The 26,968-nt window shown below is 61.7% G+C and carries 23 protein-coding genes and 2 pseudogenes; 12 read left to right on the top strand and 13 right to left on the bottom strand.

All coding sequences use genetic code 11. The features are described from left to right. The first annotated feature begins 77 nt into the window (after positions 1–77). The 12 genes and pseudogenes from ubiE (at position 78) to TU73_RS01330 (ending at position 10,164) form a co-directional block, all read left to right on the top strand. A complete protein-coding gene (gene ubiE / locus TU73_RS01380; protein WP_003171186.1) occupies positions 78–848 on the top strand; it encodes a bifunctional demethylmenaquinone methyltransferase/2-methoxy-6-polyprenyl-1,4-benzoquinol methylase UbiE in 771 nt (256 codons plus the stop codon). Continuing rightward, positions 848–1,471 (top strand): ubiquinone biosynthesis accessory factor UbiJ, encoded by a 624-nt coding sequence (locus TU73_RS01375; RefSeq protein ID WP_057010639.1) that lies wholly within the window; start codon positions 848–850, stop codon positions 1,469–1,471. Before ubiE ends, TU73_RS01375 begins: the two co-directional genes overlap by 1 nt. After that, positions 1,468–3,072: a ubiquinone biosynthesis regulatory protein kinase UbiB gene (gene ubiB, locus TU73_RS01370; RefSeq protein WP_057010638.1), complete on the top strand. Its 1,605-nt coding sequence runs from the start codon at positions 1,468–1,470 to the stop codon at positions 3,070–3,072. Before TU73_RS01375 ends, ubiB begins: the two co-directional genes overlap by 4 nt. Before the next feature lie 41 nt (positions 3,073–3,113). After that, positions 3,114–3,506: a phosphoribosyl-AMP cyclohydrolase gene (gene hisI / locus TU73_RS01365; protein WP_057010637.1), complete on the top strand. Its 393-nt coding sequence runs from the start codon at positions 3,114–3,116 to the stop codon at positions 3,504–3,506. A 2-nt stretch (positions 3,507–3,508) separates the two neighbouring features. Further along, positions 3,509–3,841, top strand: a complete 333-nt coding sequence (locus TU73_RS01360) for a phosphoribosyl-ATP diphosphatase (protein WP_049710425.1) — start codon at positions 3,509–3,511, stop codon at positions 3,839–3,841. A gap of 25 nt (positions 3,842–3,866) precedes the next feature. Next, complete coding sequence (locus TU73_RS01355) at positions 3,867–4,145, top strand: twin-arginine translocase TatA/TatE family subunit (RefSeq protein WP_057010636.1); 279 nt, start codon at positions 3,867–3,869, stop codon at positions 4,143–4,145. Positions 4,146–4,155: 10 nt separating this feature from the next. Next, positions 4,156–4,551 carry a Sec-independent protein translocase protein TatB gene (gene tatB, locus TU73_RS01350; protein WP_043047257.1) on the top strand — a complete coding sequence of 132 codons (396 nt, stop codon included), beginning with the start codon at positions 4,156–4,158 and terminating at the stop codon, positions 4,549–4,551. Beyond that, on the top strand, positions 4,548–5,339 hold the full coding sequence (gene tatC, locus TU73_RS01345) for a twin-arginine translocase subunit TatC (RefSeq protein WP_043047258.1): 792 nt from the start codon (positions 4,548–4,550) through the stop codon (positions 5,337–5,339). Before tatB ends, tatC begins: the two co-directional genes overlap by 4 nt. Further along, positions 5,336–6,043 carry a 16S rRNA (uracil(1498)-N(3))-methyltransferase gene (locus tag TU73_RS01340; protein WP_057010635.1) on the top strand — a complete coding sequence of 236 codons (708 nt, stop codon included), beginning with the start codon at positions 5,336–5,338 and terminating at the stop codon, positions 6,041–6,043. Before tatC ends, TU73_RS01340 begins: the two co-directional genes overlap by 4 nt. Before the next feature lie 119 nt (positions 6,044–6,162). Continuing rightward, a pseudogene (locus tag TU73_RS29540) lies at positions 6,163–7,221 on the top strand (methyl-accepting chemotaxis protein); the annotation flags it as partial. Further along, the gene (locus TU73_RS29535; RefSeq protein WP_425311664.1) at positions 7,207–8,079 is read left to right on the top strand and encodes a methyl-accepting chemotaxis protein; all 873 of its coding nucleotides are present in this window, start codon (positions 7,207–7,209) and stop codon (positions 8,077–8,079) included. The pseudogene TU73_RS29540 and the gene TU73_RS29535, both read left to right, overlap by 15 nt. Before the next feature lie 177 nt (positions 8,080–8,256). Continuing rightward, positions 8,257–10,164, top strand: coding sequence for a methyl-accepting chemotaxis protein (locus TU73_RS01330; protein ID WP_057010633.1), 1,908 nt, complete (start codon positions 8,257–8,259; stop codon positions 10,162–10,164). Between the two features lie 4 nt (positions 10,165–10,168). Here TU73_RS01330 and TU73_RS01325 read toward each other — a convergent pair whose 3' ends face one another. The 13 genes and pseudogenes from TU73_RS01325 to TU73_RS01265 all read right to left on the bottom strand — a co-directional run bounded on the left by TU73_RS01325 (position 10,169) and on the right by TU73_RS01265 (position 26,879). Beyond that, on the bottom strand, positions 10,169–10,903 hold the full coding sequence (locus TU73_RS01325) for an amino acid ABC transporter ATP-binding protein (RefSeq protein ID WP_032878328.1): 735 nt from the start codon (positions 10,901–10,903) through the stop codon (positions 10,169–10,171). Next, entirely contained in the window at positions 10,896–11,855 is a 960-nt protein-coding gene (locus TU73_RS01320) for an amino acid ABC transporter permease (RefSeq protein WP_057010632.1), read from the bottom strand. The genes TU73_RS01325 and TU73_RS01320 overlap by 8 nt, the downstream gene beginning before the upstream one ends. Before the next feature lie 128 nt (positions 11,856–11,983). Continuing rightward, positions 11,984–12,781, bottom strand: a complete 798-nt coding sequence (locus TU73_RS01315) for a transporter substrate-binding domain-containing protein (protein WP_057010631.1) — start codon at positions 12,779–12,781, stop codon at positions 11,984–11,986. A gap of 218 nt (positions 12,782–12,999) precedes the next feature. Next, positions 13,000–13,800 (bottom strand): transporter substrate-binding domain-containing protein, encoded by an 801-nt coding sequence (locus tag TU73_RS01310; RefSeq protein WP_057010630.1) that lies wholly within the window; start codon positions 13,798–13,800, stop codon positions 13,000–13,002. 185 nt (positions 13,801–13,985) lie between these two features. Beyond that, positions 13,986–16,558 (bottom strand): annotated as a pseudogene (gene mdoH, locus TU73_RS01305) (glucans biosynthesis glucosyltransferase MdoH); the annotation flags it as partial. Further along, on the bottom strand, positions 16,551–18,287 hold the full coding sequence (locus tag TU73_RS01300; protein WP_057010861.1) for a glucan biosynthesis protein G: 1,737 nt from the start codon (positions 18,285–18,287) through the stop codon (positions 16,551–16,553). The gene TU73_RS01300 and the pseudogene mdoH, both read right to left, overlap by 8 nt. Before the next feature lie 266 nt (positions 18,288–18,553). Further along, positions 18,554–18,991, bottom strand: a complete 438-nt coding sequence (dtd, locus tag TU73_RS01295) for a D-aminoacyl-tRNA deacylase (protein WP_057010628.1) — start codon at positions 18,989–18,991, stop codon at positions 18,554–18,556. Further along, complete coding sequence (gene pip / locus TU73_RS01290; protein ID WP_043047267.1) at positions 18,988–19,959, bottom strand: prolyl aminopeptidase; 972 nt, start codon at positions 19,957–19,959, stop codon at positions 18,988–18,990. The genes dtd and pip overlap by 4 nt, the downstream gene beginning before the upstream one ends. A 242-nt stretch (positions 19,960–20,201) precedes the next feature. Next, positions 20,202–21,002, bottom strand: coding sequence for an N-formylglutamate deformylase (gene hutG / locus TU73_RS01285; protein ID WP_057010627.1), 801 nt, complete (start codon positions 21,000–21,002; stop codon positions 20,202–20,204). A gap of 11 nt (positions 21,003–21,013) precedes the next feature. Further along, positions 21,014–22,219, bottom strand: a complete 1,206-nt coding sequence (gene hutI / locus TU73_RS01280; RefSeq protein ID WP_057010626.1) for an imidazolonepropionase — start codon at positions 22,217–22,219, stop codon at positions 21,014–21,016. Between the two features lie 15 nt (positions 22,220–22,234). Beyond that, the gene (locus TU73_RS01275; RefSeq protein ID WP_057010625.1) at positions 22,235–23,644 is read right to left on the bottom strand and encodes an amino acid permease; all 1,410 of its coding nucleotides are present in this window, start codon (positions 23,642–23,644) and stop codon (positions 22,235–22,237) included. A 158-nt stretch (positions 23,645–23,802) separates the two neighbouring features. Continuing rightward, entirely contained in the window at positions 23,803–25,341 is a 1,539-nt protein-coding gene (gene hutH, locus TU73_RS01270; protein WP_156421190.1) for a histidine ammonia-lyase, read from the bottom strand. Between the two features lie 26 nt (positions 25,342–25,367). After that, entirely contained in the window at positions 25,368–26,879 is a 1,512-nt protein-coding gene (locus TU73_RS01265; RefSeq protein WP_057010859.1) for an HAL/PAL/TAL family ammonia-lyase, read from the bottom strand. Positions 26,880–26,968: the final 89 nt, after the last annotated feature.

The following is a 26,968-nucleotide window of genomic DNA, read 5'->3' as shown; positions in this document are numbered from 1 at the left end:
TCTTACCTGCAGCCTTGCCAAGACAAAGCAGGTCTTGGGGATTATCATGTCCCGCATTCTCTTTTGGTGACAGCGATATGACTGATCAGCGCAAAGGCAGCGATGCCGAACCCACCACTCACTTCGGCTTCAAGAACGTCCCGGAAAGCCAGAAAGCGGAAAAAGTCGCTGAGGTGTTCCACTCCGTGGCGGCCAAGTACGACCTGATGAACGACGTGCTCTCCGGCGGCATGCACCGCCTGTGGAAGCGCTTCACCATCGAGCTGTCGGGCGTACGCACCGGCAACCGCGTGCTGGACATCGCCGGTGGTACGGGTGACCTGGCGGCCAAGTTCTCCAAGCTGGTCGGCCCGACCGGCCAGGTGGTGTTGGCCGATATCAACGGTTCGATGCTCAAGGTTGGCCGCGATCGTCTGCTGGACAAAGGCGTGGCCGGCAATATCGAGTTCGTCCAGGCCGATGCCGAGAAGCTGCCGTTCCCCGACAATCATTTCGACTGCGTGACCATCGCCTTCGGCCTGCGCAACGTCACCCACAAGGAAGACGCGATCCGCTCGATGCTGCGCGTGCTCAAGCCGGGTGGCCGCCTGTTGGTGCTGGAGTTCTCCAAGCCGACCAACGCGCTGATGTCCAAGGTCTACGACACCTACTCGTTCGCCTTCATGCCGCTGATGGGCAAGTTGATCACCAATGACGCCGAGAGCTACCGCTACCTGGCCGAGTCGATCCGCATGCACCCAGATCAGGAGACCCTGAAGTCGATGATGGTGGAAGCCGGTTTCGACCGCGTGACCTACCACAACATGACCTCCGGCATCGTCGCCCTGCACCGCGGCATCAAGCCCTGATGTTGCTCCAGGGCCTTCTTGCCAGCGTTGAACACGGCCTTAACCGTGTGCTGCGCCTGGACAGCACCGCCCTGGCGCGGCTCGCGCACTTGAACGGCAAAGTCATTGCCGTCGACTGCCGCAGCCCTGCCGTGCAGCTGTTTATCCTGCCCAGCGATGAAGGCCTGCTGCTCGCCACCCAATGGGCCGCCGAAGCTGACTGCACCTTGCGTGCACCGGCCTCCAGCCTGTTGCACCTGGCTTTGAGCCGCAACAAGACCGCTATCCTCCACAGCCCCGAGGTGGAACTGGAAGGCGACAGCGCGGTGCTGATGGACCTGGCCGCCGTGCTGCAAGACCTGGAGCTGGACTGGGAATATGAGCTGTCGCGCTGGATCGGCCCCGTGGCCACCCAGCTGATCAGCGGGCACCTGCGCAGCCGCACGCGTTGGTACCAGCAGGGGTTCGCCAGCCTCAACCAGAACCTCGCCGAATACCTGAGCGAAGAATCGCGCACCCTGGTCGGGCAACGGGAAGCGCAAGCGCGCTTTCGTGAGCTCGACAAGGCCAAAATCGACCTGGAACGCCTCGAGGCCCGCTTCGAGCGCCTGAGCCGTTCCCTTGATCCAAGCGATAACGCATGAAGCTGCTCGCCGTCCGCCGTTTGTTTCGTATCCAGCGCGTCGTTATCCGCTACCGCCTCGATGACCTGCTGTTTGCCCTGCCCCTGCCGTGGTTCTTGCTGGCGGTGCGTTACGTGCTGCCGTGGCGCTGGTTGCCGCGCAAGCAGCTGGAGCTGAGCCGTGGTGCGCGCCTGCGCCTGGCGCTGCAGGACCTGGGGCCGATCTTTATCAAGTTCGGGCAGATCCTCTCGACCCGTCGCGACCTGCTGCCCGAAGACATCGCCGACGAGCTGATGCTGCTGCAGGACCGCGTGCCGCCGTTCGACTCGCAACAGTCCATGGCGCTGATCGAAGCACAATTGGGCAAGAAGATCAGCGAAGTGTTCAGTCGCTTCGACGTCGAGCCCCTGGCCTCGGCCTCGGTGGCGCAAGTGCACGCCGCACAGCTCAAGAGCGGCGAAGAAGTGGTGGTGAAGGTGATCCGCCCCGGCCTCAAGCCGATCATCGGCCAGGACCTGGCGTGGCTGTTCATCCTCGCCCGCGCTGCCGAGCGTTTCAGCGCCGACGCGCGCCTGCTGCACCCGGTGGATGTGGTCGCCGACTACGAAAAAACCATCTACGACGAACTCGACCTGCTGCGCGAAGCGGCCAACGCCAGCCAATTGCGGCGCAACTTCGAAGGCTCGCAACTGCTGTACGTGCCGCAAGTGTATTGGGACTGGTGCCGGCCGAAAGTGCTGGTGATGGAGCGCATCTACGGCGTGCAGGTCACCGACCTCGCTACCCTGGCTGACCAGCGCACCGACATGAAGATGCTTGCCGAGCGTGGTGTAGAGATCTTCTTCACCCAGGTATTTCGCGACAGTTTCTTCCATGCCGACATGCACCCGGGCAACATCTTCGTCAGCACCGTCAACCCGTGGAGCCCGCAGTACATCGCCATCGACTGCGGCATCGTCGGCAGCCTGACCCCGGAAGACCAGGACTACCTGGCACGCAATCTGTTTGCCTTCTTCAAGCGCGACTACCGGCGCGTGGCGCAGCTGCACATTGATTCGGGCTGGGTGCCGGCGGAAACCAAGCTCAATGAATTCGAAGCGGCGATCCGCACGGTGTGCGAGCCGATCTTTGAAAAACCGTTAAAGGATATTTCCTTTGGCCAGGTGCTGATGCGCCTGTTCCAGACCGCGCGGCGCTTCAATATGGAAGTGCAGCCGCAGCTGGTGCTGTTGCAGAAGACCTTGCTGAACATCGAGGGCCTGGGCCGCCAGCTGTACCCGGACCTCGACCTGTGGAACACCGCGCAGCCGTTCCTTGAACGCTGGATGCGCGAGCGGATGAGCCCGAAGACCATGCTGGGCAACCTGCACAGCCAGTTCGAACAGCTGCCGCACCTGGCCAACATGACCCGTGACCTGCTCGAGCGCATGTCCCAGCCCCATGCCAAAGACCCCGAGCCGCCGTGGCGCAAACGCAAGGACGACTGGTTCCTGCGCCTGCTGGGCGCCGCGCACCTGGTAGGCGGCGCGATGCTGGCGGTTGGCGGTCCATTGAACCAACTGGGCCACTGGCCGGCCGGTATCATGGTAGCCGTGGGCGTTTATCTGATCGTGCGTCGATAGCCAATCCGGTTATACACTGTCGCAAATTGCCGGAGCCGAACATGAAAGACTGGCTGGACGAGATCAAGTGGGACAGTGACGGCCTGGTGCCGGCCATTGCCCAGGACTACAAGACCGGGCGCGTGCTGATGATGGCCTGGATGAACCGCGAGGCCCTGAGCCTCACTGCCACTGAGCAGCGCGCCATCTATTGGTCACGTTCGCGTGGCAAACTGTGGCGCAAGGGCGAAGAGTCCGGGCACGTGCAGGTCCTGCATGAGATGCGTCTGGATTGCGACGCCGACGTGGTGATCCTGATGGTCGACCAGATCGGTGGTATCGCTTGCCATACCGGGCGCCACAGCTGCTTTTATCGCGTGTTCGAGAACGGCGAATGGAAAGTTGTGGAACCGGTACTCAAAGACCCGCACGCCATTTACCCCGCAGGACACTGAACATGAGCGATACCCTGAACCGTGTGGCCCAGGTGCTGGAAGACCGCAAAGGCGCGGATGCCGACAGCTCCTATGTCGCCAGCTTGTACCACAAGGGTCTGAACAAGATTCTGGAAAAACTCGGCGAGGAATCCGTCGAGACCATCATTGCGGCCAAGGACGCGCAAATCAGCGGTGATTGCAGCGATGTCATCTATGAGACCGCCGACTTGTGGTTCCATAGCCTGGTCATGCTCGCCCAACTGGGGCAGCATCCACAGGCCGTGCTGGATGAACTGGACCGTCGCTTCGGCCTGTCCGGGCACGCCGAGAAGGCCTCGCGCCCGTCCACCTGAATAACTTTTATCGAGGATTTGCAGCATGGGTATTTTTGACTGGAAACACTGGATCGTCATTCTGGTGGTGGTTGTTCTGGTGTTCGGCACCAAGAAACTGAAAAACCTCGGCACCGACGTCGGTGAGTCGATCAAGGGCTTTCGTAAAGCCATGAACGACGACGAGAAACCAGCCGAGCCAACGGCAAACCCAGTGCCCCCGGCCCAGCCTGTACACCCGCAGGCCACCCAGCCGATCACCGAGCGTCGTACCTTCGACGTACAGGCTGAAAAAGTCCAAGAGCCGACCCGCAAAGACTCGTGAGCACTGACTAATGTTTGGTATCAGCTTCTCTGAACTGCTGCTCGTCGGCCTGGTGGCCCTGCTGGTACTGGGGCCGGAACGCCTGCCCGGCGCCGCACGCACCGCCGGCCTGTGGATCGGGCGCCTGAAACGCAGTTTCAACGCGATCAAACAGGAAGTTGAACGGGAAATAGGTGCCGACGAGATCCGCAGGCAGCTGCACAACGAACATATCCTGTCGTTGGAGCAGGAGGCACGCAAGATTCTCTCCCCGGTGCAAGAACCGGCCAAGCCGGTTACACCACCGGTGGCCGACCACAGTATCGCGCCCGCCCCCGCTGCCGAGCCCGCTCCGACAGAGCCCGCGCCGACGCCCGTTGCGTCGCCCGCGCCCCATGACCCTACATTGCCGCCGCGAGCCCCATGAGCGCTGATAAACCGGAAAACGACCAGCACATGCCGCTGGTCTCGCACCTCTCCGAGCTGCGTACCCGCCTGCTGCGTTGCGTAGCGGCAATCTTCATCATTTTTGCCGGGCTGTTCGCCTTTACCCAGCAGATCTACACCTTCGTCTCCACGCCGTTGCGCCAGTACCTGCCCGTCGGCGCGACAATGATCGCCACCGATGTGTCGTCGCCGTTCCTGACGCCGTTGAAGTTGACCATGATGGTCTCGCTGTTCCTGGCGATCCCGGTGATCCTGCATCAGATCTGGGGCTTTATCGCCCCGGGCCTGTACAAGCATGAGAAGCGCATCGCCGTGCCATTGCTGGTGTCGAGCATCCTGCTGTTCTACACCGGCATGGCCTTCGCGTACTTCCTGGTGTTCCCGCTGATCTTCAAGTTCTTCGCCGCTGCCACCCCGGCCGGCGTGGAGATGATGACCGACATCACCAGCTACCTCGACTTCGTGATGACGCTGTTCTTCGCCTTTGGCGTCGCATTCGAAATCCCGGTGGCCGTGGTGTTGCTGGTATGGATCGGCGTAGTCGACGTCAAATACCTGAAGAAGATCCGCCCGTACGTGATCATCGGCTGCTTCGTGGTCGGCATGATCCTCACGCCGCCGGATATCTTCTCCCAGACCTTGTTGGCCGTACCGATGTGGATGCTGTTCGAAGTGGGCATCCTGTTCAGCGGCTTGATCAGCAAGCGTGGCGAACACCCGGATGATCAGGCTGCCGACGACGACCAGCCGCCAGCGACCCAGCCGTGAACCTGCTGCTGCTTCTCGATGCCGACTTTATCGCGGCGGACCGGGTGGTGCTGCGTGATCGGCGCCTGGTGCATATGCAGGAAGTCCACCGCGCCGTTGTGGGTGACTATCTGCGTGTGGGCCGCGTTGGCGGGCTGATGGGCAATGCCCAACTGCTGCGCCTGGACGCCGGTGAAGCCGAGCTGCAAGTCAGCTTCGATCAACCGCCGCCGTCCAAACTGCCCCTGACCCTGCTGCTGGCCCTGCCCCGCCCGAAAATGCTGCGCCGGGTGCTGCAAACGGTGGCGGCCATGGGCGTGCCGAAGGTGGTGCTGGTCAACAGCTACCGGGTGGAAAAAAGCTTCTGGCAAACCCCGTTCCTGGAGCCTGAGGCGGTGCGCGAGCAACTGATCCTCGGCTTGGAACAGGCGCGGGACACGGTACTGCCCGAGATCATTATCGAGAAGCGCTTCAAGCCGTTTGTCGAAGATCGCCTGCCGGCCATGGTTGAAGGCACCCTGGGCCTGATCGGCCATCCCGGTGATTACCCTGCGTGCCCTCGGGGGCTGGATGAGCCTGTCACCCTGGCGATCGGCCCGGAAGGTGGCTGGATCCCCTATGAGGTGGACCTGCTGGCCAAAGCCGGCTTGCAACCGGTACAGCTTGGCGCACGCATCCTGCGGGTTGAAATCGCCGTGACTGCCCTGCTTGCCCGACTGTTCTGATATCAAATCCAAAAACACCACAGCCCCCTCCCCCATTGGATCTCTGGCGCTACAGAATCCTATGCACATGCCGATAGCCTCTGGATAAGTCCAAGCCTTGTTCCAGGGGAGTTCGCAGCATGTATCGTTGGTTAGCCGAGAAACTGGGGAATGTCAGCGTCAACCGCAAGCTGAGCGTCGGCTTTGGCCTGGTGTTGATCCTGACGCTGTTGATCACCTTTACCGGCTGGACCGGCCTGGGTGACGTGATCAGTCGCGGCGACAAGCTGGGCTTTATCTCCAGCCTCAACGGCCTGACCAAGGACCTGCGCCTGGCGCGCCTGGACTTCGAAATGCGCCGCGGCGAACAAGGCACCGACGCGGTCAACGGCCTGCTCGCCCAATTGGACAGCGGCTTGAAAACCGCCGCCGAGCTGATTGAGCAACCCGACGATAAAGCCTTGGTCGAACAACAGCTGGAAGCCTTGAACCAGTATAAAAAAGCCTTCGCCGCCATGGTCCAGGCGGGCCTTAAGCGTGAGGGCGCGCGCAGCAAGCTCGGCGATACCGCCGACAACGCCGTGGCCAAGATCAACGAAGTTGAAAAAGCCCTGCTGCAAGGCGACAGCGTCACCCAATTCAATAGCGTCGTTGACCTGAGCAAGCTGATCCAGCAAGCGCGCTTCCAGGTACGCGGCTACACCTACAGCGGCAAGGTAGAAGCCGAGCAGCCGGCCCTGGACGCCATCGACAACGCCCTCAAGAAAGCCACTGAACTCGAAGGCCAGGTGCCGGCGCAGTATCAGGCCAACCTGCAAGAAGCGGCTGTTTCACTGCAAGCCTACCGCGCTGCAGTCAGCCAGTATCGCGACGCCCAGGTGGCCAGTGCGGCGGCGTTGAAAATCATGACCGCCCAAGGCGACATCCTGCTGGGCCACAGTGACAAACTCACCACATCGCAAACCGCCGTGCGCGATCACGATGCCGCCCAGGCCAAATATTGGCTATTGCTCGCCACCGTACTGGCATTGATCGTCGGCGTGCTCGCCGCCTGGGCTATTACTCGCCAGATCGTCATCCCCCTGAACCAGACCCTAAAAGTCGCCGAGCGCGTGGCCTCCGGCGATCTGAGCCACAATCTGGATTCCGGCCGTCAGGACGAACTGGGCCAGCTTCAACGCGCCATGCAGAGTATGACCGTGGGCCTGCGCGAGTTGATCGGCGGTATCAGCGAAGGTGTCACCCAGATCGCCAGCGCGGCCGAGCAGTTGTCCGCGGTGACCGAGCAGACCAGCGCCGGGGTCAATAGCCAGAAAGTCGAGACCGACCAGGTGGCTACCGCCATGAACGAAATGGCGGCCACTGTGCAGGAAGTGGCGCGCAATGCCGAGGAGGCGTCCGAAGCCGCCGTGGCCGCCGACCAGCAGGCCCGTGAAGGCGACCAGGTGGTCGGTGAAGCCATCGCCCAGATCGAACGCCTGGCGACCGAGGTCGGCAATTCCACGGTCGCCATGGGCGAGCTGAAGCGTGAAAGCGACAAGATCGGCAGCGTGCTCGACGTGATCAAGTCCGTGGCCCAGCAGACCAACTTGCTGGCCCTCAACGCAGCCATTGAAGCGGCGCGTGCCGGTGAGGCCGGCCGCGGCTTTGCCGTGGTGGCCGATGAGGTGCGCAGCCTGGCCCAGCGCACGCAGAAGTCCACTGAGGAGATCGAAGAGCTGATCGTCGGGCTGCAAAGCGGCACACAGCAGGTGGCAGCCATCATGGACAACAGTCGTGGGCTGACCGAAAGCAGCGTTGAGCTGACGCGCCGAGCCGGTAACGCGTTGGGCAATATCACCCGCACCGTCTCGACCATCCAGGCGATGAACTCACAGATCGCCACCGCCGCCGAGCAACAAAGTGCCGTAGCCGAAGAGATCAACCGCAGCGTGCTGAATGTGCGCGATATCTCCGAGCAAACGGCGGCAGCCAGCGAAGAGACCGCCGCCTCGAGTACCGAACTGGCGCGCCTGGGCACCCATCTGCAAGCATTGGTCGGCCGCTTCCGGGTCTGACCTGATCCCACCCAAGTGGCGGCCCGTCCTGGGCCGCCTGCAACTTGTGAAATTTCCTACACATCTTTCAGGTCAATTCTTACGCGCCCTATGCCGAAAAGATTTAGCGTTCCCACTCCTCCTGACCTGCGTCAGCCGGGGTGCGAAACGCTCTTTCTTTGCTGATGGAGGTGCATCATGTTTCGACCACTGACCCGCGTATTAGGCAACACCAGCGTCACCCTCAAACTCATCCTTGGCTTCGGCCTGGTACTGGCGCTGTGCATGGCTGTCGCCCTGACGGGATGGCAGGCCCTGAGCGCCTCGCTGTTTCGCGCTCAAACCTTGACCACCCTTTCGCGTCTCGCCGTGACCGGCGAAGAATTGCGCGCCGACCGGATTGTGTACCGCGTCGTGAATGACCCGGCGAGCTTTGACAAACTCGGCCGGCACATGGAAAAAATCGACGGTTACCTGGCCGAGTTGGCCGACCGCCTGAAAATCCCCACGCACCTGCAACAAGTCCAAGACTCCAGTCGTCTCGGCGCACGCTTCAAGACGGCACTGGCAGGCCTGCCCAATCTGATGGACCAACGCGAGCAAGCGCAGAAACGGCTCACCATCAGCTCCGTGACCGCCAGTGACACACTTGGACAACTGTCCAGCGACTTGCCCGACCAGAATGACGAGAAAGCCCTGGACAGCGTGGAGAGCCTGCGCCAAGCCATGGAGGCAGCCGAAGACCGCGCCAAGTCCCCCGCCTGGGCCGCCGACACACTGCAGCTCTACACTCAAGCGGTGGACGCTGCGCTCAAAACCCTCGACAGCGCCCAGTCTGCCGTGACGGCGCTGCCGGTCGACAGCACCGCGCTGAACAGCGCCCTGCTCGATTACCGCACCCAGCTCAATCACCTGAAAGACACGCAGCTCACCGTTGAAAACACGCAGAATCAACTGGAGCAATGGCTGGACCAACTGCTGTCACAAAGTGACCGGCTGAGCGAGGAACAGACCCTGCAACGCGATAAGGAAGCCGACCTGGCACGCCTGCTGATGCTCTACGTAACCGGCGCGGCGTTACTGCTCGGCGCCCTTGCTGCCTGGTTGATCGCAGGCCAGATCGTCAGGCCGCTGCGCCAGGCACTGCAAACTGCCAACCGCATCGCCGAGGGTGACCTGAGCCATGACATCACCACATCGCGACGCGACGAACTGGGCCAATTGCAGCGCAGCATCGGCCAGATGACCCTGAACCTGCGCACGCTGATCGGTGGCATCAACGACAGCGCCCGCCAGATCGCCAGTGCCGCCGAGCAATTGTCCGCCGTCACCGAGCAAACCCGCGCCGGGGTCAATGGCCAGAAACTGGAGACCGAACAAGTCGCCACCGCTATGAACGAAATGCTCGCCACCTCCCAAGAGGTCGCACGCCATGCCGAGCAAGCCTCGATTGCCGCCACCGAGGCTGATCAACAAGCGGGCGTGGGCGACCAGGTGGTGGCCGAGGCGATTACCCATATCGAGCACCTGGCCGAGCAAATGAACCGCTCAAGCGAGGCGATGCAAGGCCTGCAACAGGAAAGCCAGAAGATCGGCAGCGTGCTGGAGGTGATCAAGTCGGTGTCCGAGCAGACCAACCTGTTGGCCCTCAACGCCGCTATCGAAGCGGCACGCGCGGGTGAGGCAGGTCGCGGTTTCGCCGTGGTCGCCGACGAGGTACGCACCCTGGCCCAGCGTACCCAACAATCAGCCGAGGAAATCGAAGGGTTGATCGAGGGGTTGCAGCGGGGCACACAACACACTGCCGACATCATGGACAACAGCCTCAGCCTGACCGACAACAGCGTGGAACTGACGCGTCGCGCAGGTCATGCCCTGGCCAACATCACCCGCACGGTCTCGGTGATCCAGGAAATGAACCCGCAGATTGCCGCGGCGGCCGAGGAGCAAAGCGCGGTAGCCGAGGAGATCAATCGCAGCGTACTGAAGGTCAAGGAGGCGTCGGAGCAAACCTCGACGGCCAGTGAGCAGACGGCGGCGGCCAGTGTTGAACTGGCACGCCTGGGCTCCGAGCTGGCGCGTTCGGTAGGCCGCTTCAAGGTCTGAGCGGCTACAGCACCTGGCGCAGGAAGGCCTGCGCCCGTGGGTCCTGGGGAGCGGCGAAGAAGGCGGCGGGCGCGGCATCTTCCAGCAGTTTGCCGTGGTCGAAAAACAGCACCCGGTCCGCCACTTCCCGGGCAAAGCCCATCTCGTGGGTGACGCAGACCATGGTCATGCCTTCCAGGGCCAGGGTCTTCATCACGTCCAGCACTTCACCGACCATTTCCGGGTCGAGGGCCGAGGTAGGCTCGTCAAACAGCATCACCTTGGGCTCCATGGCCAGGGCCCGGGCAATCGCGACCCGCTGCTGCTGGCCGCCAGACAGGCGTGACGGAAACTCATGGGCCTTCTGTGCGATACCGACCTTTTCCAGCAGGGCCAGGGCCTTGGCCTCGCGCTCTTGCTTGCCGCGCTTGCGCACGACCTTTTGCGCCAGGCACAGGTTTTCCAGCACGGTCATGTGCGGGAACAGGTTGAAATGCTGGAACACCATGCCGACTTCACGCCGATAGGCATTCACATCGGTCTTCGGGTCAGCCAGTTGCAGGCCGTCAATGCTCACCGAGCCCGAGTCAAATTCTTCCAGGCCATTGAGGCAGCGCAGAAAGGTGGACTTGCCGGAGCCGGACGGACCGATCACCACCAGCACTTCGCCCTTGGCGACCTGGGTGGTGACGTGGTCCACTGCGCGCACCACGTGCCCACGGGTATCGAAGACTTTTACCAGATCGCGCACTTCAATCACTTTGGGCGAGCCTCCGCTCAAGCCGGCTGGCCATTTTCGACAGCGGCAGGTTGATCAGCAGGTAAAGGCCTGCCACACAGAACAGGATCTCAAACGGCGAGAACGAGGTGGTGATCACCTCGCGGCCACTCTTGAGCAACTCGGTAATCGCGATCACCGACACCAGCGACGTGTCTTTTACCAGGCTGATAAATTGCCCGGCCAGGGGCGGCAGCACGCGCTTGAAGGCTTGCGGCAATACCACATGGCGCATCGACTGGCTGGCACTCAAGCCCAGGGAACGCGCCGCTTCGTCCTGGCCACGGGTGATGGACTGCACCCCGGCGCGGACGATTTCCGCCACGTAGGCGCCGGTGAACAACGACAGCGCGGCGATCCCGGCAAACTCCCGGGACAGATTGAGCACCGTGCCGATAAAGAAATAGAAAATGAAGATCTGCACCAGCAACGGCGTACCGCGCACCAGTTCGACGTAGATCGTCGACAGATCGCGCAAGGTCGGGTTTTTGGAGAGCCGGCACAACCCGGTCGCCAAGCCAATGGCCAAGCCCAGGATGCCGGACACCACCGACAGCCACAGCGTGGTCCACAAGCCCCACATCAACGGTCCCAATGCCCATTGCCGGGTCACGCCGACCACATCACCCTCAGCCACATCGTCGCCGCGGGCCACTTGCAGGCTGTTATCGGCGACTGTGAGCTTTTGCTCCACTCCGGCGTCGTTGCGCAGGGTGACTTCGGCCATATCGCCTTTGCGCACCAACTCGACCACGGTGGACATATCCGCAGCGCGCTGGGAGGTCTCGGCTTGATAGGCGAAGTATTGCGGCACGCGGTTCCAGCGCCATTCGTAGGACATCAACGAGGTGGCGTAGTACAAGGCGCCCGCCAGGCCGACCAGCACGACCACGGTCAGCAGGTGCCAGGGCCATTGGGCTTTTTTCTGTTTCATTTCATTTTCCGGATATGTGCTGCCTGATAGGTCGCCATCGGGGGCAAGCCCCCTCCCACATTTGATGTGTAAATACAGTCAATGTGGGAGCTGGCTTGCCTGCGATGCAGGCAACTCGGTGTCAGGCCTTATTCCATGTCCTTGAGCCACTCGGAGCTCTTGAACCACTTGTCATGGATGCGATCGTAGGTGCCGTCGTTCTTGATCTGGTGCAGGAAGTTGTTGATGAAGTTGATGCTGTCGTAGTCACCCTTCTTCAAACCGAACGCCAGGGGCTCGAAGGTGAAGGGCTCCTCCAGGAACACCAGCTTGCCGTTGCCGACTTTCTTCTCGGCGACCACGTTGTACGGCGCGTCATACACAAAGGCATCGGCCTTGCCGTTGACCACGTCCAGCACACCTTCCTGTTCGTTGTCGTAGCCGTGGTACTTGGCCTTGGAAATCAGCTTCTTGGCCACCATTTCACCGGTGGTGCCGAGCTTGGAGGTCAGGCGGTATTTCTCGTCGTTCAGGTCTTTGTAGGACTTGATCGTGCCTTCCAGCTCCTTGCGGATCAGCAGGGTCTGGCCGACCACGATGAAGGGTTCGCTGAAGTTCAGGCGCAGGTTGCGCTCCTGGGTCAGGGTCATGCCGCTGCCGATCATGTCGAACTTGCCGGTCAGGAAGGCCGGGATGATGCCGTCATAGCCGGTAGAAACCAGCTCCAGCTTGACCCCCATGGACTTGGCCATGGCCTTGAGGATGTCGACTTCGAAACCGATGATCTCACCGCGCTTGTCGGTCATTTCAAACGGCATGTAGGTCGGGTCCATGCCGACTTTCAGCGTGCCGCGCTTGACCGCATCGTCGATGGCACCGGCCTGTGCCGCAGTGGCAGCGACCAGCGCAGTGACACCGAGCATCAGCATCGAAAGATACTTTTTCATCAACAAGTCCCCTGAACGATTCTTATAAGGTCGGCGCGCAAAGGGCTGCGCCATTTCGGGGTGCGATCCTAACCCACTCGTTGTCCGTCACAAAGGTTTCACGGGTAAATCATATCGGCGTATGTCGGAAAACCCCGATAGCGTTGCCGTTCAATGCAGAGGTAGACACATCGGCGCAGCGACGGGTCAATTGATCGATGTGTAGGTAGTTATGACGATCATTCAAGCTCAGACACCCAGGCAGCGTCCGTGAACCACTTGTCATGCAGGCGATCGTAGGTGCCGTCCTGGGCGATCTGGTTGAGGAAGTGATTGATCCAGTTGAGGCTGTCGTAATCACCTTTTTTCAAGCCGAAGGCCAGGGGCTCGAAGGTGAAGGGTTGTTCCAGTGCCAGCAATGCGCTGTTCTGCGGCCGGCTCATCGCGATCAGGTTGTAGGGTGCGTCATGCACAAAGGCGTCGACCTCCCCCTCTAAGACCTGCCGCACCCCCTCTTCCGGGGTCGTCACACTGCTGAGTCGCGCTGCCCCGAGAAAGCGGCTTGCGGCGGCCTCTCCCGTGGTGCCCTCAATGGCGACGACCCGATAACCAGTTTGGTTCAAGTCTTCAATGCTGGAAACCGCACCCGCCAGGCGAGGATGCAGCAGCACAGTCTGGCCCACCACGATAAACGAGTCGCTGAAATTGAGTTTGAGATTGCGCTCCTGAGTGACCGTCATGCCGCTGCCAATCAGATCAAACTTTTTCGCCATCAGCCCCGGCAACAGCTCCTTATAGGGCACCGCTACCAGCTCAAGCTGAACGCCCAGCGCGCGGCTCATGGCATGGAGCAAGTCGATTTCAAAGCCGATGATGCGCCCCTGCTTATCAAGCATTTCAAATGGCACGTAATTGGGGGTCGTGCCGACTTTCAGCACACCACGGCGAACAGCATCGTCCAGCGCACCCGCCTTCAGCAGCCCTGCGTGTACCAACAGGAAACAGCTAATCAGCAATGCCGCACAGTACTTCTTGATCATGAATGCCCCCATGGCGAGTCAAATTTTGGGGGGCGATGCTAACCCAGCCGCAGGCACGGCAATACGCCTCGAACAAAGGTCTTTTGTTTCGAAATAACAAGGAGTTAGCGATACAGGGAAGGGACTGTAAACGCTGTAGGACCAGCGTCTGGAACACCCCCGAGGCGAGCCCTCGGGGGCGTCTGAATCAGGCCGGTTGAGCCTGGGCCGACTGCGGTTGCAGCGGCAGCAACGGCGCATGCGGATCAGCCTTGATCGATGCACGCCAGGCACCAAGCCACTCAGCGTGGCCTTCGCTCCAGACCTGCTCATGCAAGCGTGCCAGAGCCACCGGGTCGCTGAGCAAGGCCAGGCGTTCGCTGTTGTTGAGGCCGGCCGGGCCGACTTTCAACGCATGGCGAACACGCTCCATGCGCAGGTACTCGATCGGTTCCGCCTCACGGTGCCGAGAAGTCGCCAAGGCGCAGGCCAGGGCGTTCTGCTGCGGGTCGACCACCGAACGCACAAACCCGTCATTGAGGGCGTGCCAGCGGTTTTCGTGGGTGTACTTCTCGGTCGACAGCAGCGCTTGCGGCGGATTGTATTCCTCAGGGATCAGGAACAGGCTCTCGTCACGGGACTTGAGGCCCAGCTTGACCCGGCTGGAAATCACCGACACCGGGATCGACAGCATCAGCGAGCCGACAATCGGGATCAGCCACCACAGGAAGCTTGGGTTCAACCAAACCACCAGCAGGGCCCACAGGAAGCCCAGCAGGGTTTGCGGCCCGTGGCGCTTGACCGCTTCGCTCCATGGCGTGGAGTCGTCGTCACGCTGCGGCGAGTTCCAGGTGGCGGCCCAGCCGAGGAACGCGGCAAGCACGAAACGGGTGTGGAAAATCATCCGTACCGGCGCCAGCAGCATGGAGAACAGCATCTCCAGCAACATCGACAAGGTCACCTTGAACTTGCCGCCGAACTCTTTCGCGCCCTTGGCCCAGATCAGGATGATGCTCAGCAGTTTAGGCAGGAACAGCAGCACGATGGTGGTGGAGAACAGCGCCACCGCCTTGTCCGGGTGCCATTGTGGCCACAGCGGGTACAACTGGCGTGGAGCCATGAAGTACTGCGGTTCCATCAGCGTGTTTACCGCCAGCAACGCGGTGGACAACACCAGGAAGAAGAACCACAACGGCGCCGACAGGTAGGACATCACGCCGGTCAGGAACACTGCACGGTGCACCGGGTGCATGCCTTTTACCAGGAACAGGCGGAAGTTCATCAGGTTACCGTGGCACCAGCGACGGTCACGCTTGAGTTCGTCCAGCAGGTTCGGCGGCAGTTCTTCGTAGCTGCCCGGCAGGTCGTAGGCAATCCACACGCCCCAGCCGGCACGGCGCATCAGCGCAGCTTCAACGAAGTCGTGGGAGAGGATCGCGCCGGCAAACGCGCCTTTACCAGGCAACGGCGCCAGGGCGCAGTGCTCGATAAACGGCTTCATGCGGATGATCGCATTGTGACCCCAGTAGTGGGATTCACCCAGCTGCCAGAAGTGCAGGCCGGCGGTAAACAGCGGGCCGTACACGCGGGTGGCGAACTGCTGCATGCGCGCATACAGGGTGTCCATGCCCGACGCCCGTGGCGCGGTCTGGATGATTCCCGCATCCGGCGTGGCTTCCATCAGGCGCACCAGGCTGGTCAGGCACTCGCCGCTCATCACGCTGTCGGCGTCGAGCACTACCATGTACTTGTAGTCACCGCCCCAGCGACGGCAGAAGTCGTCGAGGTTGCCGCTCTTGCGCTTTACGCGGCGGCGACGGCGGCGATAGAAGATCTTGCCGAAGCCACCGGCCTCGCGGCATACATCGAGCCAGGCTTGCTGCTCGGCGATACAGATGTCGGCCTCGTTACTGTCACTGAGCACGAAGAAATCGAAGCGATCCAGGTCGCCGGTGGCGGCCACCGATTCGAACGTCGCACGCAAACCCGCGAATACACGCGGCACGTCTTCGTTGCAGATCGGCATCACCAGCGCGGTGCGCGCATCCTTCGGAATCGGCTCGTCGCCGGCACTTTTACCGGAGATGCGATATTTATCGTGACCGGTCAGCAGCTCCAGAAAGCCCATCAACGCGGTCCAGAAGCCGGCCGACACCCAGCAGAACAGAATCCCGAACATGATCAGGATGCTGGTTTGCAGGGCGTAAGGCAGTACCTGGGTCGCCGTTTGCAGCAGGGTCTGGTTGCGGATTTCGTCGAAGTCGACCAGCGACCAGCCCTGGTACGGCATGATGCCTTTCATGTACCAGCCCGCCACGATGGTCTGGCCGAGCATCAGCACCAGCAGGATATAGCGACGGATCGAACCCACGGTACGCCAGCGCGCAGCCGGCAACACCCGCTCGTCTTTCGGTGGCTTGGGCGGGTTGGTGCGACCAGTGATCCGCCGCCAGCCACGTACCAGGATATTGGTGCGCCAAGGCTCGGGCACCACTTTGGTCCGGCGGATCGGCGGCGTGGCCTTGAGGCATACGCGACCGCTGGCGTCGAGCGCCAGCATTTCAGCGTCTTGCAGCTCTTCGGCAGTGCTGAGGGTCAACCGACGGCCGACCGAGGCCTGGGCGGCGTCGGTCGGGGCGTCGAAGGTTTTTGACGAGAGACGCTCATGCAACTCGCTGAACGAGCTGCAGCCCGCCAGCTCGGCGCGCTGCTCGGCCGTCATGGGCAGATGCGCCAGGTACTCGGACAGAGTCTCGGGCGTTATTTGGGAATTACTCATCGGCAGGCAACTGATAGCTCCAGGTTTCGGTCAGGACTTGCTCGGTCTTGATCGGCTCCGGAGTGGCTGGGGCAGCTTCTGGCTGCTGGGCTTGCTTGTCTTTCGCGTCTTTCTTGGCCTGTTTCTCGTGCTGCTTGGCCAGGACTTTGTCGGCCTTCAACACATGGTTGGAAACCGGCTCAGGCTCTGGCTGCACGATATCCTGCACCAGTGCCGCACGCATTTCAGTCGGCTTGCCCGCGTCCTTGATCTTCATGCGCAGGGTCAGGCGCCAGCCTTTGGTGTGCTCGTTGTAGCGCACACTATTTTCAACCAGCTCGGCGTTGTCACTGACACTCACCTGGCTGCGTACCGGGGCGTCCGGCAGCAGTTTCTTCAGGGACGGGCCTTCGAAGTCCACCAGGTAGGCCACGCTGCCATCCGGCTGACGGATCAGGTTCGATTGCTTCACGTCCCCCGTGGAACGCAGGGTCTGCTTGACCCAGGCGCTCTCCGGCGAATGGAAGGCAGCGTCGTCCAGGGTCCAGTGCAGGCGGTAGGACACGTCCAGCGGCTTGCCGACTTCCGGCAGTTCGGCCGGGCTCCAGAACGCCACGATGTTGTCATTGGTTTCATCGGCCGTCGGGATCTCTACCAGATCGACGGTGCCCTTGCCCCAATCGCCCTCAGGCTCGATCCAGGCGCTTGGGCGCTTGTCGTAGTTGTCGTCCAGGTCTTCGTAGTGGCTGAAGTTGCGGCCACGTTGCAGCAGGCCGAACCCACGCGGGTTCTCGACGCTGAAGTTGCTGACCGACAGGTGTTTAGGGTTGTTCAACGGGCGCCAGATCCACTCGCCGTTGCCGGCATGGATCGACAGGCCGCTGGAGTCGTGCAGCTCGCGACGGTAGTTGAGGACCTTGGACGGCTGGTTGGCGCCGAACAGGAACATCGAGGTCAACGGGGCCACGCCCAGCTTGCTGACCTTGTCGCGCAGGTACATCTGCGATTTCACATCGACTACGGTGTCGGTGCCAGGACGCAGGATCAGGCGATAGGCGCCAGTGGCGCGCGGCGAATCCAGCAGGGCGAAGATCACCAGGTGCTTGTCACCCGGCTTTGGACGTTCGATCCAGAACTCGGTGAAACGCGGGAACTCTTCGCCGGACGGCAGTGCGGTATCAATGGCCATCCCACGGGCAGACAGGCCATATACCTGGTCCTTGCCCACGACGCGGAAATAGCTGGCGCCGAGCAGGGTCATGATTTCGTCTTGCTTGTCGGCCTTGTTGATCGGGAAAAGCACACGGAAACCGGCATAACCCAGCTGTTCAGTGGCCTTGGGATCGAATTTCACGTCGCCGAAATCGAAACGCGTCGGGTCGTACTTGATTTCATGCACGCTGTCGGCAGTGACTTCGTTGATTTTCACCGGCGTGTCGAAATGCATGCCCTGATGATAGAAGGACAGCTTGAACGGGGTGTTCTGATCGGCCCACTCGGCTTTTTCATTGCGGAAACGAATCTTCTGGTAGTCAGCGAATTTCATTTCGCGGAATTCGTTCGGCAGATTGCTGCGCGGAGCTTCGTATTTCTGCCCGGCCAGCTCTTTTGCCTTGGCCGACACATCATCCAGACTGAATGCCCACAGTTGACCCGCGCCGAACAGGCACAACAGGGCAGAGCCCGTCACCAGTGCGTTTCGTAACCGTTTGGCAGACAATTTTGGTGCATTACAGGGACTAACAATCACGAGCAACCCTCGCCGAAAACAGATCAAAAAACCAACGGCCAGCTATCTATATGCCAGGTTGGCGAGCAATGTTCCGACTCCCCTGGGGCCAAATGATTCCCCAAAGGCTATCGGACAAGTCTCTACCTAAGTCAAAAATGGACCAAACAACGCTGATCCCCGTAGCGCGCGATTATCTAGTAGCCCGCGAGACAACGCATCAGGGACAGTGAAGTATTTGTAGCGAAAACCTGCGTTTTTCAGCATTAAAGTCGTTTTTAATACATTCATGTCTGTAAGAGGAAGGTCACAGGGCCATCATTGACCAAATGCACCTGCATATCGGCGCCAAAACGCCCTGAAGCCACCTTGCCATGCAATTGTTGCGCTTGTAACCACAAGTGATCAAAAAGCGCTGCCCCCAGGGCCGGTGGAGCCGCTGTGGAGAAACTGGGCCGCAGCCCGCTTTTTGTGTCCGCCGCCAGGGTGAACTGCGACACCAGCAGCAAACCGCCGCCGATATCCTTGAGCGACAGGTTCATCTTGCCCTCGTCGTCACTGAACACCCGATAGTTAAGCAGCTTGTGCAATAGTTTGTCGGCGCTCTCGGGCGTATCTGAAGGTTCGACGGCGACCAGCACCAGCAAACCCTGGTCAATCGCACCCACGACCTCCCCGGCGACTTCGACGCGGGCGCCACGCACCCGCTGCAACAGGCCCTTCATGCTTCTTCAGGGGGCAGATCAAGCAGGCGCCGTGCCATTTCGCCGGTCGCACGCACCAAAGCGTCGGTGATACCCGGCTCGGAGGCAGCATGCCCGGCCTCGCGAATCACCTGTAGCTCGCTGTTGGGCCAGGCCTGATGCAGCTCCCAGGCGTTATCCAGCGGGCAGATCATATCGTAGCGACCGTGGATGATGACGCCGGGCAGATGAGCGATCTTGTGCATATCGCGAATCAGCTGGTTGGGTTCCAGGAAGGAGTTGTTGGTGAAGTAATGACATTCGATGCGGGCAATGGACAAGGCGCGCTGCGGCTCGGAGAAGCGCTCGACATGCTGCGGGCTCGGGCACAGGCCCAGCATGCGCCCTTCCCAACCGGACCAGGCCTTGGCTGCGTGCATCTGGGCGATCTGGTCGTTGCCGGTCAGGCGCTTGTGGTAGGCGGCGATCATGTCGTGGCGCTCTTCCACCGGGATCGGCGCCAGGTAGTCCTGCCAGTAATCCGGGAACAGGCGGCTCGCACCCTCCTGGTAGAACCAGTGGATGTCCTGCGGGCGGGCGAGGAAGATGCCGCGCACGATCAGGCCAAGCACGCGTTCGGGATGGGTTTGCGCGTAGGCCAGGGCCAGGGTCGAGCCCCACGAGCCGCCGAACAGCACCCACTTGTCGATGCCCAGGTGCTCGCGGATGCGCTCCAGGTCGGCGACCAGGTCCCAGGTGGTGTTGTTTTCGAGGTTGGCGCGCGGGGTCGAGCGACCGCAGCCACGCTGGTCGAAGGTCACAATATGGTACAGGTTCGGGTCGAAGTAGCAGCGGCTCTGGGCGTCGCAACCGGCACCTGGGCCACCGTGGATGAACACGACGGGCAAGCCTTCGGGGGAGCCACTTTCATCGACATACAGGGTGTGGGTGTCATCGACAGCCAGATCGTGCCGGGCGTAGGGTTTGATCTGCGGGTACCAAGTCTGCATTGCGCGCTCCGTAGGGTGTCGGGTTCATCCCTGGGGGGACGTCTATTATTGTGCCGTCCGGCATCATAAACCCGAATTGTGCAATGAGCATGTCCTTGAGCACTTAGACCTGTGTCAGCAGTTCGCTCCGCAGATAATCCTACAGTCGGCCCCTCCAGCCCCTCCGACATTTGGACTGTGTGAATGCAGTCAAAATGTGGGAGGGGGCTTGCTCCCGATAGCTATTTGAGCAACACCCTGAATCATCGGTACCGGCTTTGCCCCCAAGACAAAAACCCTTGCAGCAGCTGCTTCAACACCACCTGGGTCGGCTCGGCCAGGTCGGGACGATAGCGAAACGGTTCAAACTCCTCCATATACGCGCTCTGGCACAACTCCAGCTGCACCGCATGAATATCCTGCGCAGGGTCACCGTAATGCCGGGTGATATGGCCGCCCTTGAAGCGCCCGTTCAGCACATGGGTGTACTGGGGGTGCGCGGCGCAGATGGCTTCGAGCTGGCTGGCCAATTCCGGATCGCATGCAGCGCCGTTGAAGGTACCCAGGTTGAAGTCCGGCAATTTGCCGTCGAACAGGTGCGGGATTACCGAGCGAATCGAGTGCGCATCAAACAGCAACGCATAGCCGAACTCGGCCTTGAGGCGTGCCAGTTCTTCTTGCAGTTGGCGGTGATAAGGACCCCAGATCTTCTGCAGGTAGGTCGCACGCTCTTCCTCGGAGGGCGTCTGCCCTTCACGGAACAACGGCACGCCATCGAACAGCGTCTCCGGGTACAGGCCGGTGGTGGCGCCTGCATAAAGCGGCTTGTTATCCGAGGGCCGGTTCAAGTCGATGACAAACCGCGAATACTCTGCCGCCAGGGTGCTGGCGCCCAGTGCTTCGGCAAAGTCATACAACAGGGGGATATGCCAGTCGGTGTCCGGCAGGTTTTGCGCCTCGGGGATCAACCCGGCCTCGACCGCAGGGGTCAGGCGCAGGCCGGCGTGGGGCATGCTGATCAGCAGCGGTACGCGGCCTTGTTTGAATGTCAGGACCTTATCCACAACAGAGCTCCTTAAACAGTGACATCGGCGCCATGGCGCACGACGCGTTTATCCAGCTCGCCGCCCAGCCAGTAGGCCAGGTCGGCGGGGCGATCGATCTGCCAGGCGACAAAATCGGCGACCTTGCCCGCTTCCAGGGAACCATGGGTGTCGCCCAGGCCCAACGCGGTGGCCGCGTGTTGCGTGGCGCCGGCCAGGGCTTCTTCGGGGGTCATGCGAAACAGGGTGCAGGCCATGTTCAGCATCAAACGCACCGACAGCGCCGGGGAAGTGCCAGGGTTGAGGTCGCTGGCAATGGCGATCTTCACGCCGTGCTTGCGCAGGGCCTCCATCGGCGGCAACTGGGTTTCACGCAGGAAGTAGAAAGCCCCCGGCAGCAAGACGGCAACGGTGCCGGCAGCGGCCATGGCGATGGCGTCTTCTTCGGTCATGAACTCCAGATGGTCCGCCGACAGCGCCTGGTAACGTGCGGCCAGGCTCGAGCCGTGCAGGGACGAAAGTTGCTCGGCGTGCAGCTTCACCGGCAGGCCGAGTTGCTGGGCTACTTTAAACACACGCTCAACCTGCTCGGGGGAAAACGCCAGGTATTCGCAGAAGGCGTCCACCGCATCCACCAACCCTTCTGCAGCCAGGGCCGGCAGCATCTCGGTGCAAATGTGCTCGATGTAGGCGTCGGCGCGGTCCTTGTATTCCGGCGGCAACGCGTGGGCCGCCAGGCACGTGGCGCGAACACTGACCGGCAGCGCTTCACCCAGGCGCCGGGCCACGCGCAGCATCTTGCGTTCGTTGGCTAGGTCCAGGCCGTAGCCGGATTTGATCTCCACCGTGGTCACGCCGTCTCGCAGCAAACTGCGCAGGCGCTTTTCAGCGCTGGCAAACAGTCCATCTTCCGTGGCAGCGCGGGTGGCACGCACGGTGCTGGCAATACCGCCGCCCTTGGCCGCGATGTCGGCGTAGCTGACGCCTTCGAGGCGCTGCTCGAATTCGCCGCTGCGATTGCCGCCGAACACCGTGTGGGTGTGGCAATCGATCAGCCCGGGGGTGACCCACGCGCCTTGCAGGTCATGCACCTGGGCGTAATCGGCCGTGGGTGCCTGGCTGCGGGGGCCGACCCACTCGATGAGCGAGCCGACAGTCACCATGGCGGCGTCCTCGATGATCGAGTATTTGCCCTGGGCCATGGTTGCGACGTGGCAGTGGTGCCAAAGGGTTTTCATCAACGCCTCCCTAAGTTATCGATGAGACAAGGCCGGGTCGTAGTGGACCCTGGCCGTTTGCCCGGCGGCGGGCTTGACCCACAGCAAGTAAGCGAGGATCAGCAGCACGATCCACACGGCGCCGACCATCAAGGCCGCCTGGGTGTCCGGGAAGTAACCGAGCACGCCAAACACAAACAGCATGAACACAATGGCCGCTGCCGGCGCATAGGGCCAGAACGGTACCGGGAATTTCAGCTCGGCGACCTGTTCCTTGGTCATGGAGCGACGCATGGCGACCTGGGTGAACAAAATCATCAGCCACACCCACACGGTGGCGAAGGTGGCAATCGACGCGATCAGCAGGAACACGTTTTCCGGGATCAGGTAGTTGAGCACCACACCGCCGAGCAACGCGGCGCCCATCACCACTACAGTCATCCATGGCACGCCCTGCCTGGACAACTGTGCAAATCCCTTAGGCGCCTGCCCTTGCTGGGCCAGGCCGTACATCATGCGGCCAGCGCCGAAGATGTCGCTGTTGATCGCCGACACGGCCGCCGAGATCACCACGATGTTGAGGATGGTCGCCGCCGAGCCGATCCCAAGGTTGCTGAAGATCTGCACGAACGGGCTGCCCTGGCTGCCAATCTGCGGCCATGGGTAGATCGCCATCAGCACGAACAGGGTCAGCACATAGAACAACAGGATGCGCAGCGGCACCGCGTTGATCGCCTTGGGGATCACCCGCTGCGGGTCCTTGGCTTCGCCGGCCGTGATGCCGATGATTTCGATCCCGCCAAAGGCAAACATCACTACCGCAAACGAGGCAATCAGCCCGCCGATGCCGTTGGGCATGAAGCCGCCGTGGGCCCACAGGTTGCTCAAGCCACTGGCCTGGGTTTCACCCGCCGAGTGAATGCCGAACAGCATGATGCCGAAACCGCCGAGGATCATCGCCACGATGGCGCCGACCTTGAGCAGCGACAACCAGAACTCCATCTCGCCAAAAACCTTGACGTTGCACAGGTTCAGGCCGCCGATCAAAAACACGATGCCCAGCACCCAGACCCAACGGGCGACTTCGGGAAACCAGAAGCCCATGTAGATGCCGAAGGCGGTGACGTCGGCCAGGCAGACGATGATCATTTCAAACGCATAGGTCCAGCCGAGGATAAACCCGGCCATTGGCCCCAGGTAGGTGCTGGCGTACTGGCCGAAGGAGCCGGACACCGGGTTGTGCACAGCCATCTCACCGAGGGCGCGCATCACCATGAACACTGCGGCGCCGCCGATCAGGTAGGCCAGCAGCACGGCAGGGCCGGCCATTTGGATGGCCGAGGCGGAGCCGTAGAACAGCCCGGTGCCGATCGCGGAACCCAGCGCCATGAAGCGAATATGGCGGGCGTTGAGCCCGCGTTTCAAACCTTTTTCTTGCTGGTGCATTTCTCTTCCCTATTATTCTTATCCCGAGAAAATCTGAATCTGGCGAAAATCAATGTGGGAGCTGGCTTGCCTGCGATGGCGGACTTCCAGCCAGCCCATCTGGCGCAGATACACCGCTATCGCAGGCAAGCCAGCTCCCACATTGGGTACCGGTGAGCTTAAAGGCTCGGCAGCAACTTGGCCGGCACCAGCTCATTCAGGCAACGGGTGGCAAGCAGTTCGCTGGCGGCATTGATGTCCGGGGCAAAGAAGCGGTCCTTGTCGTAGAACGCTACTTTGTCGCGCAGGATGCTCCGGGCTTTTTCAAGCGCAGGCGAGGTTTTCAAGCCGTCGCGCAGGTCCAGGCCCTGGCAGGCTGCAAGCCATTCCACCGCGAGAATGCCACGGGTGTTCTCGGCCATTTCCCACAGGCGCTTGCCCGCGGCCGGGGCCATGGAGACGTGGTCTTCCTGGTTCGCCGAGGTCGGCAGGCTGTCGACGCTATGGGGATGGGCCAATGCCTTGTTCTCGCTGGCGAGTGCAGCGGCAGTGACCTGGGCAATCATGAAACCGGAGTTCACCCCGCCATTACCCACCAGGAACGGCGGCAGTTGCGACATGTGCTTGTCCATCATCAGCGAGATACGCCGCTCGCTCAGGGAACCTATTTCGGCGATGGCCAGGGCCATGTTGTCGGCCGCCATGGCCACCGGTTCGGCGTGGAAGTTACCGCCGGAAATCACGTCGCCTTCGGCGGCAAATACCAGCGGGTTATCCGACACCGCGTTGGCTTCGACCACCAGCACTTCGGCAGCCTGGCGGAACTGGGTCAGGCACGCGCCCATGACCTGTGGCTGGCAACGCAGGGAGTACGGGTCTTGCACCTTGTCGCAGTTCTGGTGCGACTGCGACACCTGGCTGCTTTCGCCCAGCAGGTCACGATAGGCCGCAGCCGCATCGATCTGTCCACGCTGACCACGCGCCGCATGAATACGCGCATCGAACGGCGAGCGCGAACCCAGTACGGCTTCTACGGTGAGGCCGCCGCAGGCAAGGGCGCCGGCGAACAGGTCTTCGCCTTCGAACAGGCCGCGCAATGCATAAGCGGTGGATACCTGGGTGCCATTGAGCAGGGCCAGGCCTTCTTTGGCGGCCAGGGTCAGCGGCGTGAGGCCGGCGATTTTCAGCGCTTCGGTGGCTTCCAGCCATTGGCCCTTGTGGCGTGCCTTGCCTTCGCCAAGCAGTACCAGGGACATGTGCGCCAACGGCGCCAGGTCACCGGAGGCGCCGACCGACCCCTTGAGCGGAATGTGCGGGTACACCTCGGCATTGATCAGCGCGATCAGCGCGTCGATCACCTGGCGACGGATCCCGGAGAACCCGCGGCTGAGGCTGTTGACCTTGAGCACCATGACCAGCCGCACCAGCGCATCGCTGATCGGCTCACCGACGCCTGCGGCGTGGGACAGCACCAGGGAACGCTGGAGGTTTTCGAGGTCTTCGCTTGCGATACGGGTCGAGGCGAGCAGGCCGAAACCGGTGTTGATGCCGTAGGCGGTGCGGTTCTCGGCGAGAATCTGCTCCACACAGGCAACGCTGGCTTCAATCTGGGCCGAGGCGCTGTCATCCAGGCTGAGGGTTACCGGCTGCTGGTAGATGGCCCGCAGTTGGGCGAGGGTCAGTTGGCCTGGAATCAGGTTTAGCGCAGTCACATTCATACTCCTTGTGAATTGTTCTTAGGTGTTCAGTGCAAATTCGGTAATGCAGTGTCTTTAAGCAGCTGGGCAGCGGCGGCAATATCCGGCGCCAGCCAACGGTCCTGCTCGTAAGCGGGGACCACTTCGCGCAGCAAGCGCCAGGCGTGGTCGGTGCCCACGCCGAAGCGCTGGTCCTTGAGGAATTCGAACGCCTGGGCTGCCAGCAGGTACTCGATGGCGAGGATCTGGGTGACGTTGGCCAGCACCTGGTGCAGCTTGAGCGCGGCGTTGGTGCCCATGCTCAAGTGGTCTTCCTGCAGGCCCGAGGTGACGAAGTTGTCGAGCACCGCCGGTTGCGCCAGTTGGCGGTTCTGCCCGCACAAGGATGCGGCGACGTACTGCACGATCATCATCCCGGAGTTGACCCCGGGGTTGCTGACCAGGAACGCCGGCAAGCCGCTGACGTGCGGGTTGATCAGGCGGTCCAGGCGACGCTCGGCCACCGAGCCGATTTCGGCCATGGCAATCGCCAGCATGTCGGCGGCCAGCGCTACGGACTGGCCGTGCGGGTTGGCCTGGGATACCACGCGATAGTTATCCGGGGTGCCAAGCAGCAGTGGGTTGTCCGTGGCGCTGTTGAGTTCAGTCTCGATCTGGCGGGTGGCGTGCTCAAGCTGATCGCGAGCCGCGCCGTGGATCTGCGGGATCGAGCGAATGCTCAGGGCGTCCTGGGTGCGAATACCTTTGCTGCTGGCGATGACTTCGCTGCCGTCGAGCAAGGCGCGCAGGTTGCTGCCGACCTGCTGCATGCCCGGGTGCGGCTTGAGGGCGATGATCGCTTCGTCAAAGGCGTCGATCTGGCCGCGTTGGGCTTCGAAGCTCATGGCACCGATCACATCGGCCCATTGCAGCAGATGGTGGGCATCGGCCAGGGCCAAACAGCTCAGGCCGGTCATGCACGGCGTGCCGTTGACCAGGCAAAGGCCGTCCTTGGCGCCGAGCACCACGGGTTGCAAGCCTTCAGCCTGCAAAGCGTGTTGCGCCGTGACCACCTGGCCGCGATAGCTCACATTGCCGACGCCGAGCAAGGCCACGCCAACATGGGCCATGTGGGTCAGGTAACCTACCGAACCCTGGGACGGCACTTGCGGGGTGATGCCGTGATTGAGCAGCGCCAGCAACGAGTGCACCACCTGTGGGTGCAGGCCGGACTTGCCGTGGCTGTAGTTGATGATTGCCGCGCAGATGATCACGCGGGTCTGCTCGTCGCTGAGCACCGGGCCGACGCCACAGGCGTGGCTCAACAGTGTATTGCGCGACAGCTGGCTCAATTGCTCGCCCTTGAGCGACACATTGCACAAGGCGCCCAGGCCGGTATTGACGCCATAGGCGCGCTCGCCGCTGGCGACGATGCGTTGCACGATGGCCTGGGCGTTGTCGATGCGCGCCCAGGCCTGGCCCGAGAGCTCGAGCACGGCGCCATGGCGAGCCACGGCGGCCACGTCCTGCCAGCGCATCGGGGTGTCGGCGATGATGATTGTTGTTGTTGCCTGGGGCATCTTCATACCTTCTTCAATTCTTGTGCAGCCTTACCGGCCCCATCGGGGGCAAGCCCCCTCCCACAGGGGAATGCATTTCAAATGTGGGA

This window comes from Pseudomonas libanensis (genome assembly GCF_001439685.1).
GTDB lineage: Bacteria > Pseudomonadota > Gammaproteobacteria > Pseudomonadales > Pseudomonadaceae > Aquipseudomonas > Aquipseudomonas libanensis.
This window is presented reverse-complemented; position numbering and strand designations above follow the sequence as displayed.

What these genes read in the sequence shown, in the direction of transcription:
- ubiE (WP_003171186.1), top strand. Translation starts at nt 78, where the DNA reads ATGACTGATCAGCGCAAAGGCAGCGATGCCGAACCCACCACTCACTTC.
- TU73_RS01375 (WP_057010639.1), top strand. Translation starts at nt 848, where the DNA reads ATGTTGCTCCAGGGCCTTCTTGCCAGCGTTGAACACGGCCTTAACCGT.
- ubiB (WP_057010638.1), top strand. Translation starts at nt 1,468, where the DNA reads ATGAAGCTGCTCGCCGTCCGCCGTTTGTTTCGTATCCAGCGCGTCGTT.
- hisI (WP_057010637.1), top strand. Translation starts at nt 3,114, where the DNA reads ATGAAAGACTGGCTGGACGAGATCAAGTGGGACAGTGACGGCCTGGTG.
- TU73_RS01360 (WP_049710425.1), top strand. Translation starts at nt 3,509, where the DNA reads ATGAGCGATACCCTGAACCGTGTGGCCCAGGTGCTGGAAGACCGCAAA.
- TU73_RS01355 (WP_057010636.1), top strand. Translation starts at nt 3,867, where the DNA reads ATGGGTATTTTTGACTGGAAACACTGGATCGTCATTCTGGTGGTGGTT.
- tatB (WP_043047257.1), top strand. Translation starts at nt 4,156, where the DNA reads ATGTTTGGTATCAGCTTCTCTGAACTGCTGCTCGTCGGCCTGGTGGCC.
- tatC (WP_043047258.1), top strand. Translation starts at nt 4,548, where the DNA reads ATGAGCGCTGATAAACCGGAAAACGACCAGCACATGCCGCTGGTCTCG.
- TU73_RS29535 (WP_425311664.1), top strand. Translation starts at nt 7,207, where the DNA reads ATGCAGAGTATGACCGTGGGCCTGCGCGAGTTGATCGGCGGTATCAGC.
- TU73_RS01330 (WP_057010633.1), top strand. Translation starts at nt 8,257, where the DNA reads ATGTTTCGACCACTGACCCGCGTATTAGGCAACACCAGCGTCACCCTC.
- TU73_RS01320 (WP_057010632.1), bottom strand. Translation starts at nt 11,855, where the DNA reads ATGAAACAGAAAAAAGCCCAATGGCCCTGGCACCTGCTGACCGTGGTC.
- TU73_RS01315 (WP_057010631.1), bottom strand. Translation starts at nt 12,781, where the DNA reads ATGAAAAAGTATCTTTCGATGCTGATGCTCGGTGTCACTGCGCTGGTC.
- TU73_RS01310 (WP_057010630.1), bottom strand. Translation starts at nt 13,800, where the DNA reads ATGATCAAGAAGTACTGTGCGGCATTGCTGATTAGCTGTTTCCTGTTG.
- dtd (WP_057010628.1), bottom strand. Translation starts at nt 18,991, where the DNA reads ATGAAGGGCCTGTTGCAGCGGGTGCGTGGCGCCCGCGTCGAAGTCGCC.
- pip (WP_043047267.1), bottom strand. Translation starts at nt 19,959, where the DNA reads ATGCAGACTTGGTACCCGCAGATCAAACCCTACGCCCGGCACGATCTG.
- hutI (WP_057010626.1), bottom strand. Translation starts at nt 22,219, where the DNA reads ATGAAAACCCTTTGGCACCACTGCCACGTCGCAACCATGGCCCAGGGC.
- TU73_RS01275 (WP_057010625.1), bottom strand. Translation starts at nt 23,644, where the DNA reads ATGCACCAGCAAGAAAAAGGTTTGAAACGCGGGCTCAACGCCCGCCAT.
- hutH (WP_156421190.1), bottom strand. Translation starts at nt 25,341, where the DNA reads ATGAATGTGACTGCGCTAAACCTGATTCCAGGCCAACTGACCCTCGCC.
- TU73_RS01265 (WP_057010859.1), bottom strand. Translation starts at nt 26,879, where the DNA reads ATGCCCCAGGCAACAACAACAATCATCATCGCCGACACCCCGATGCGC.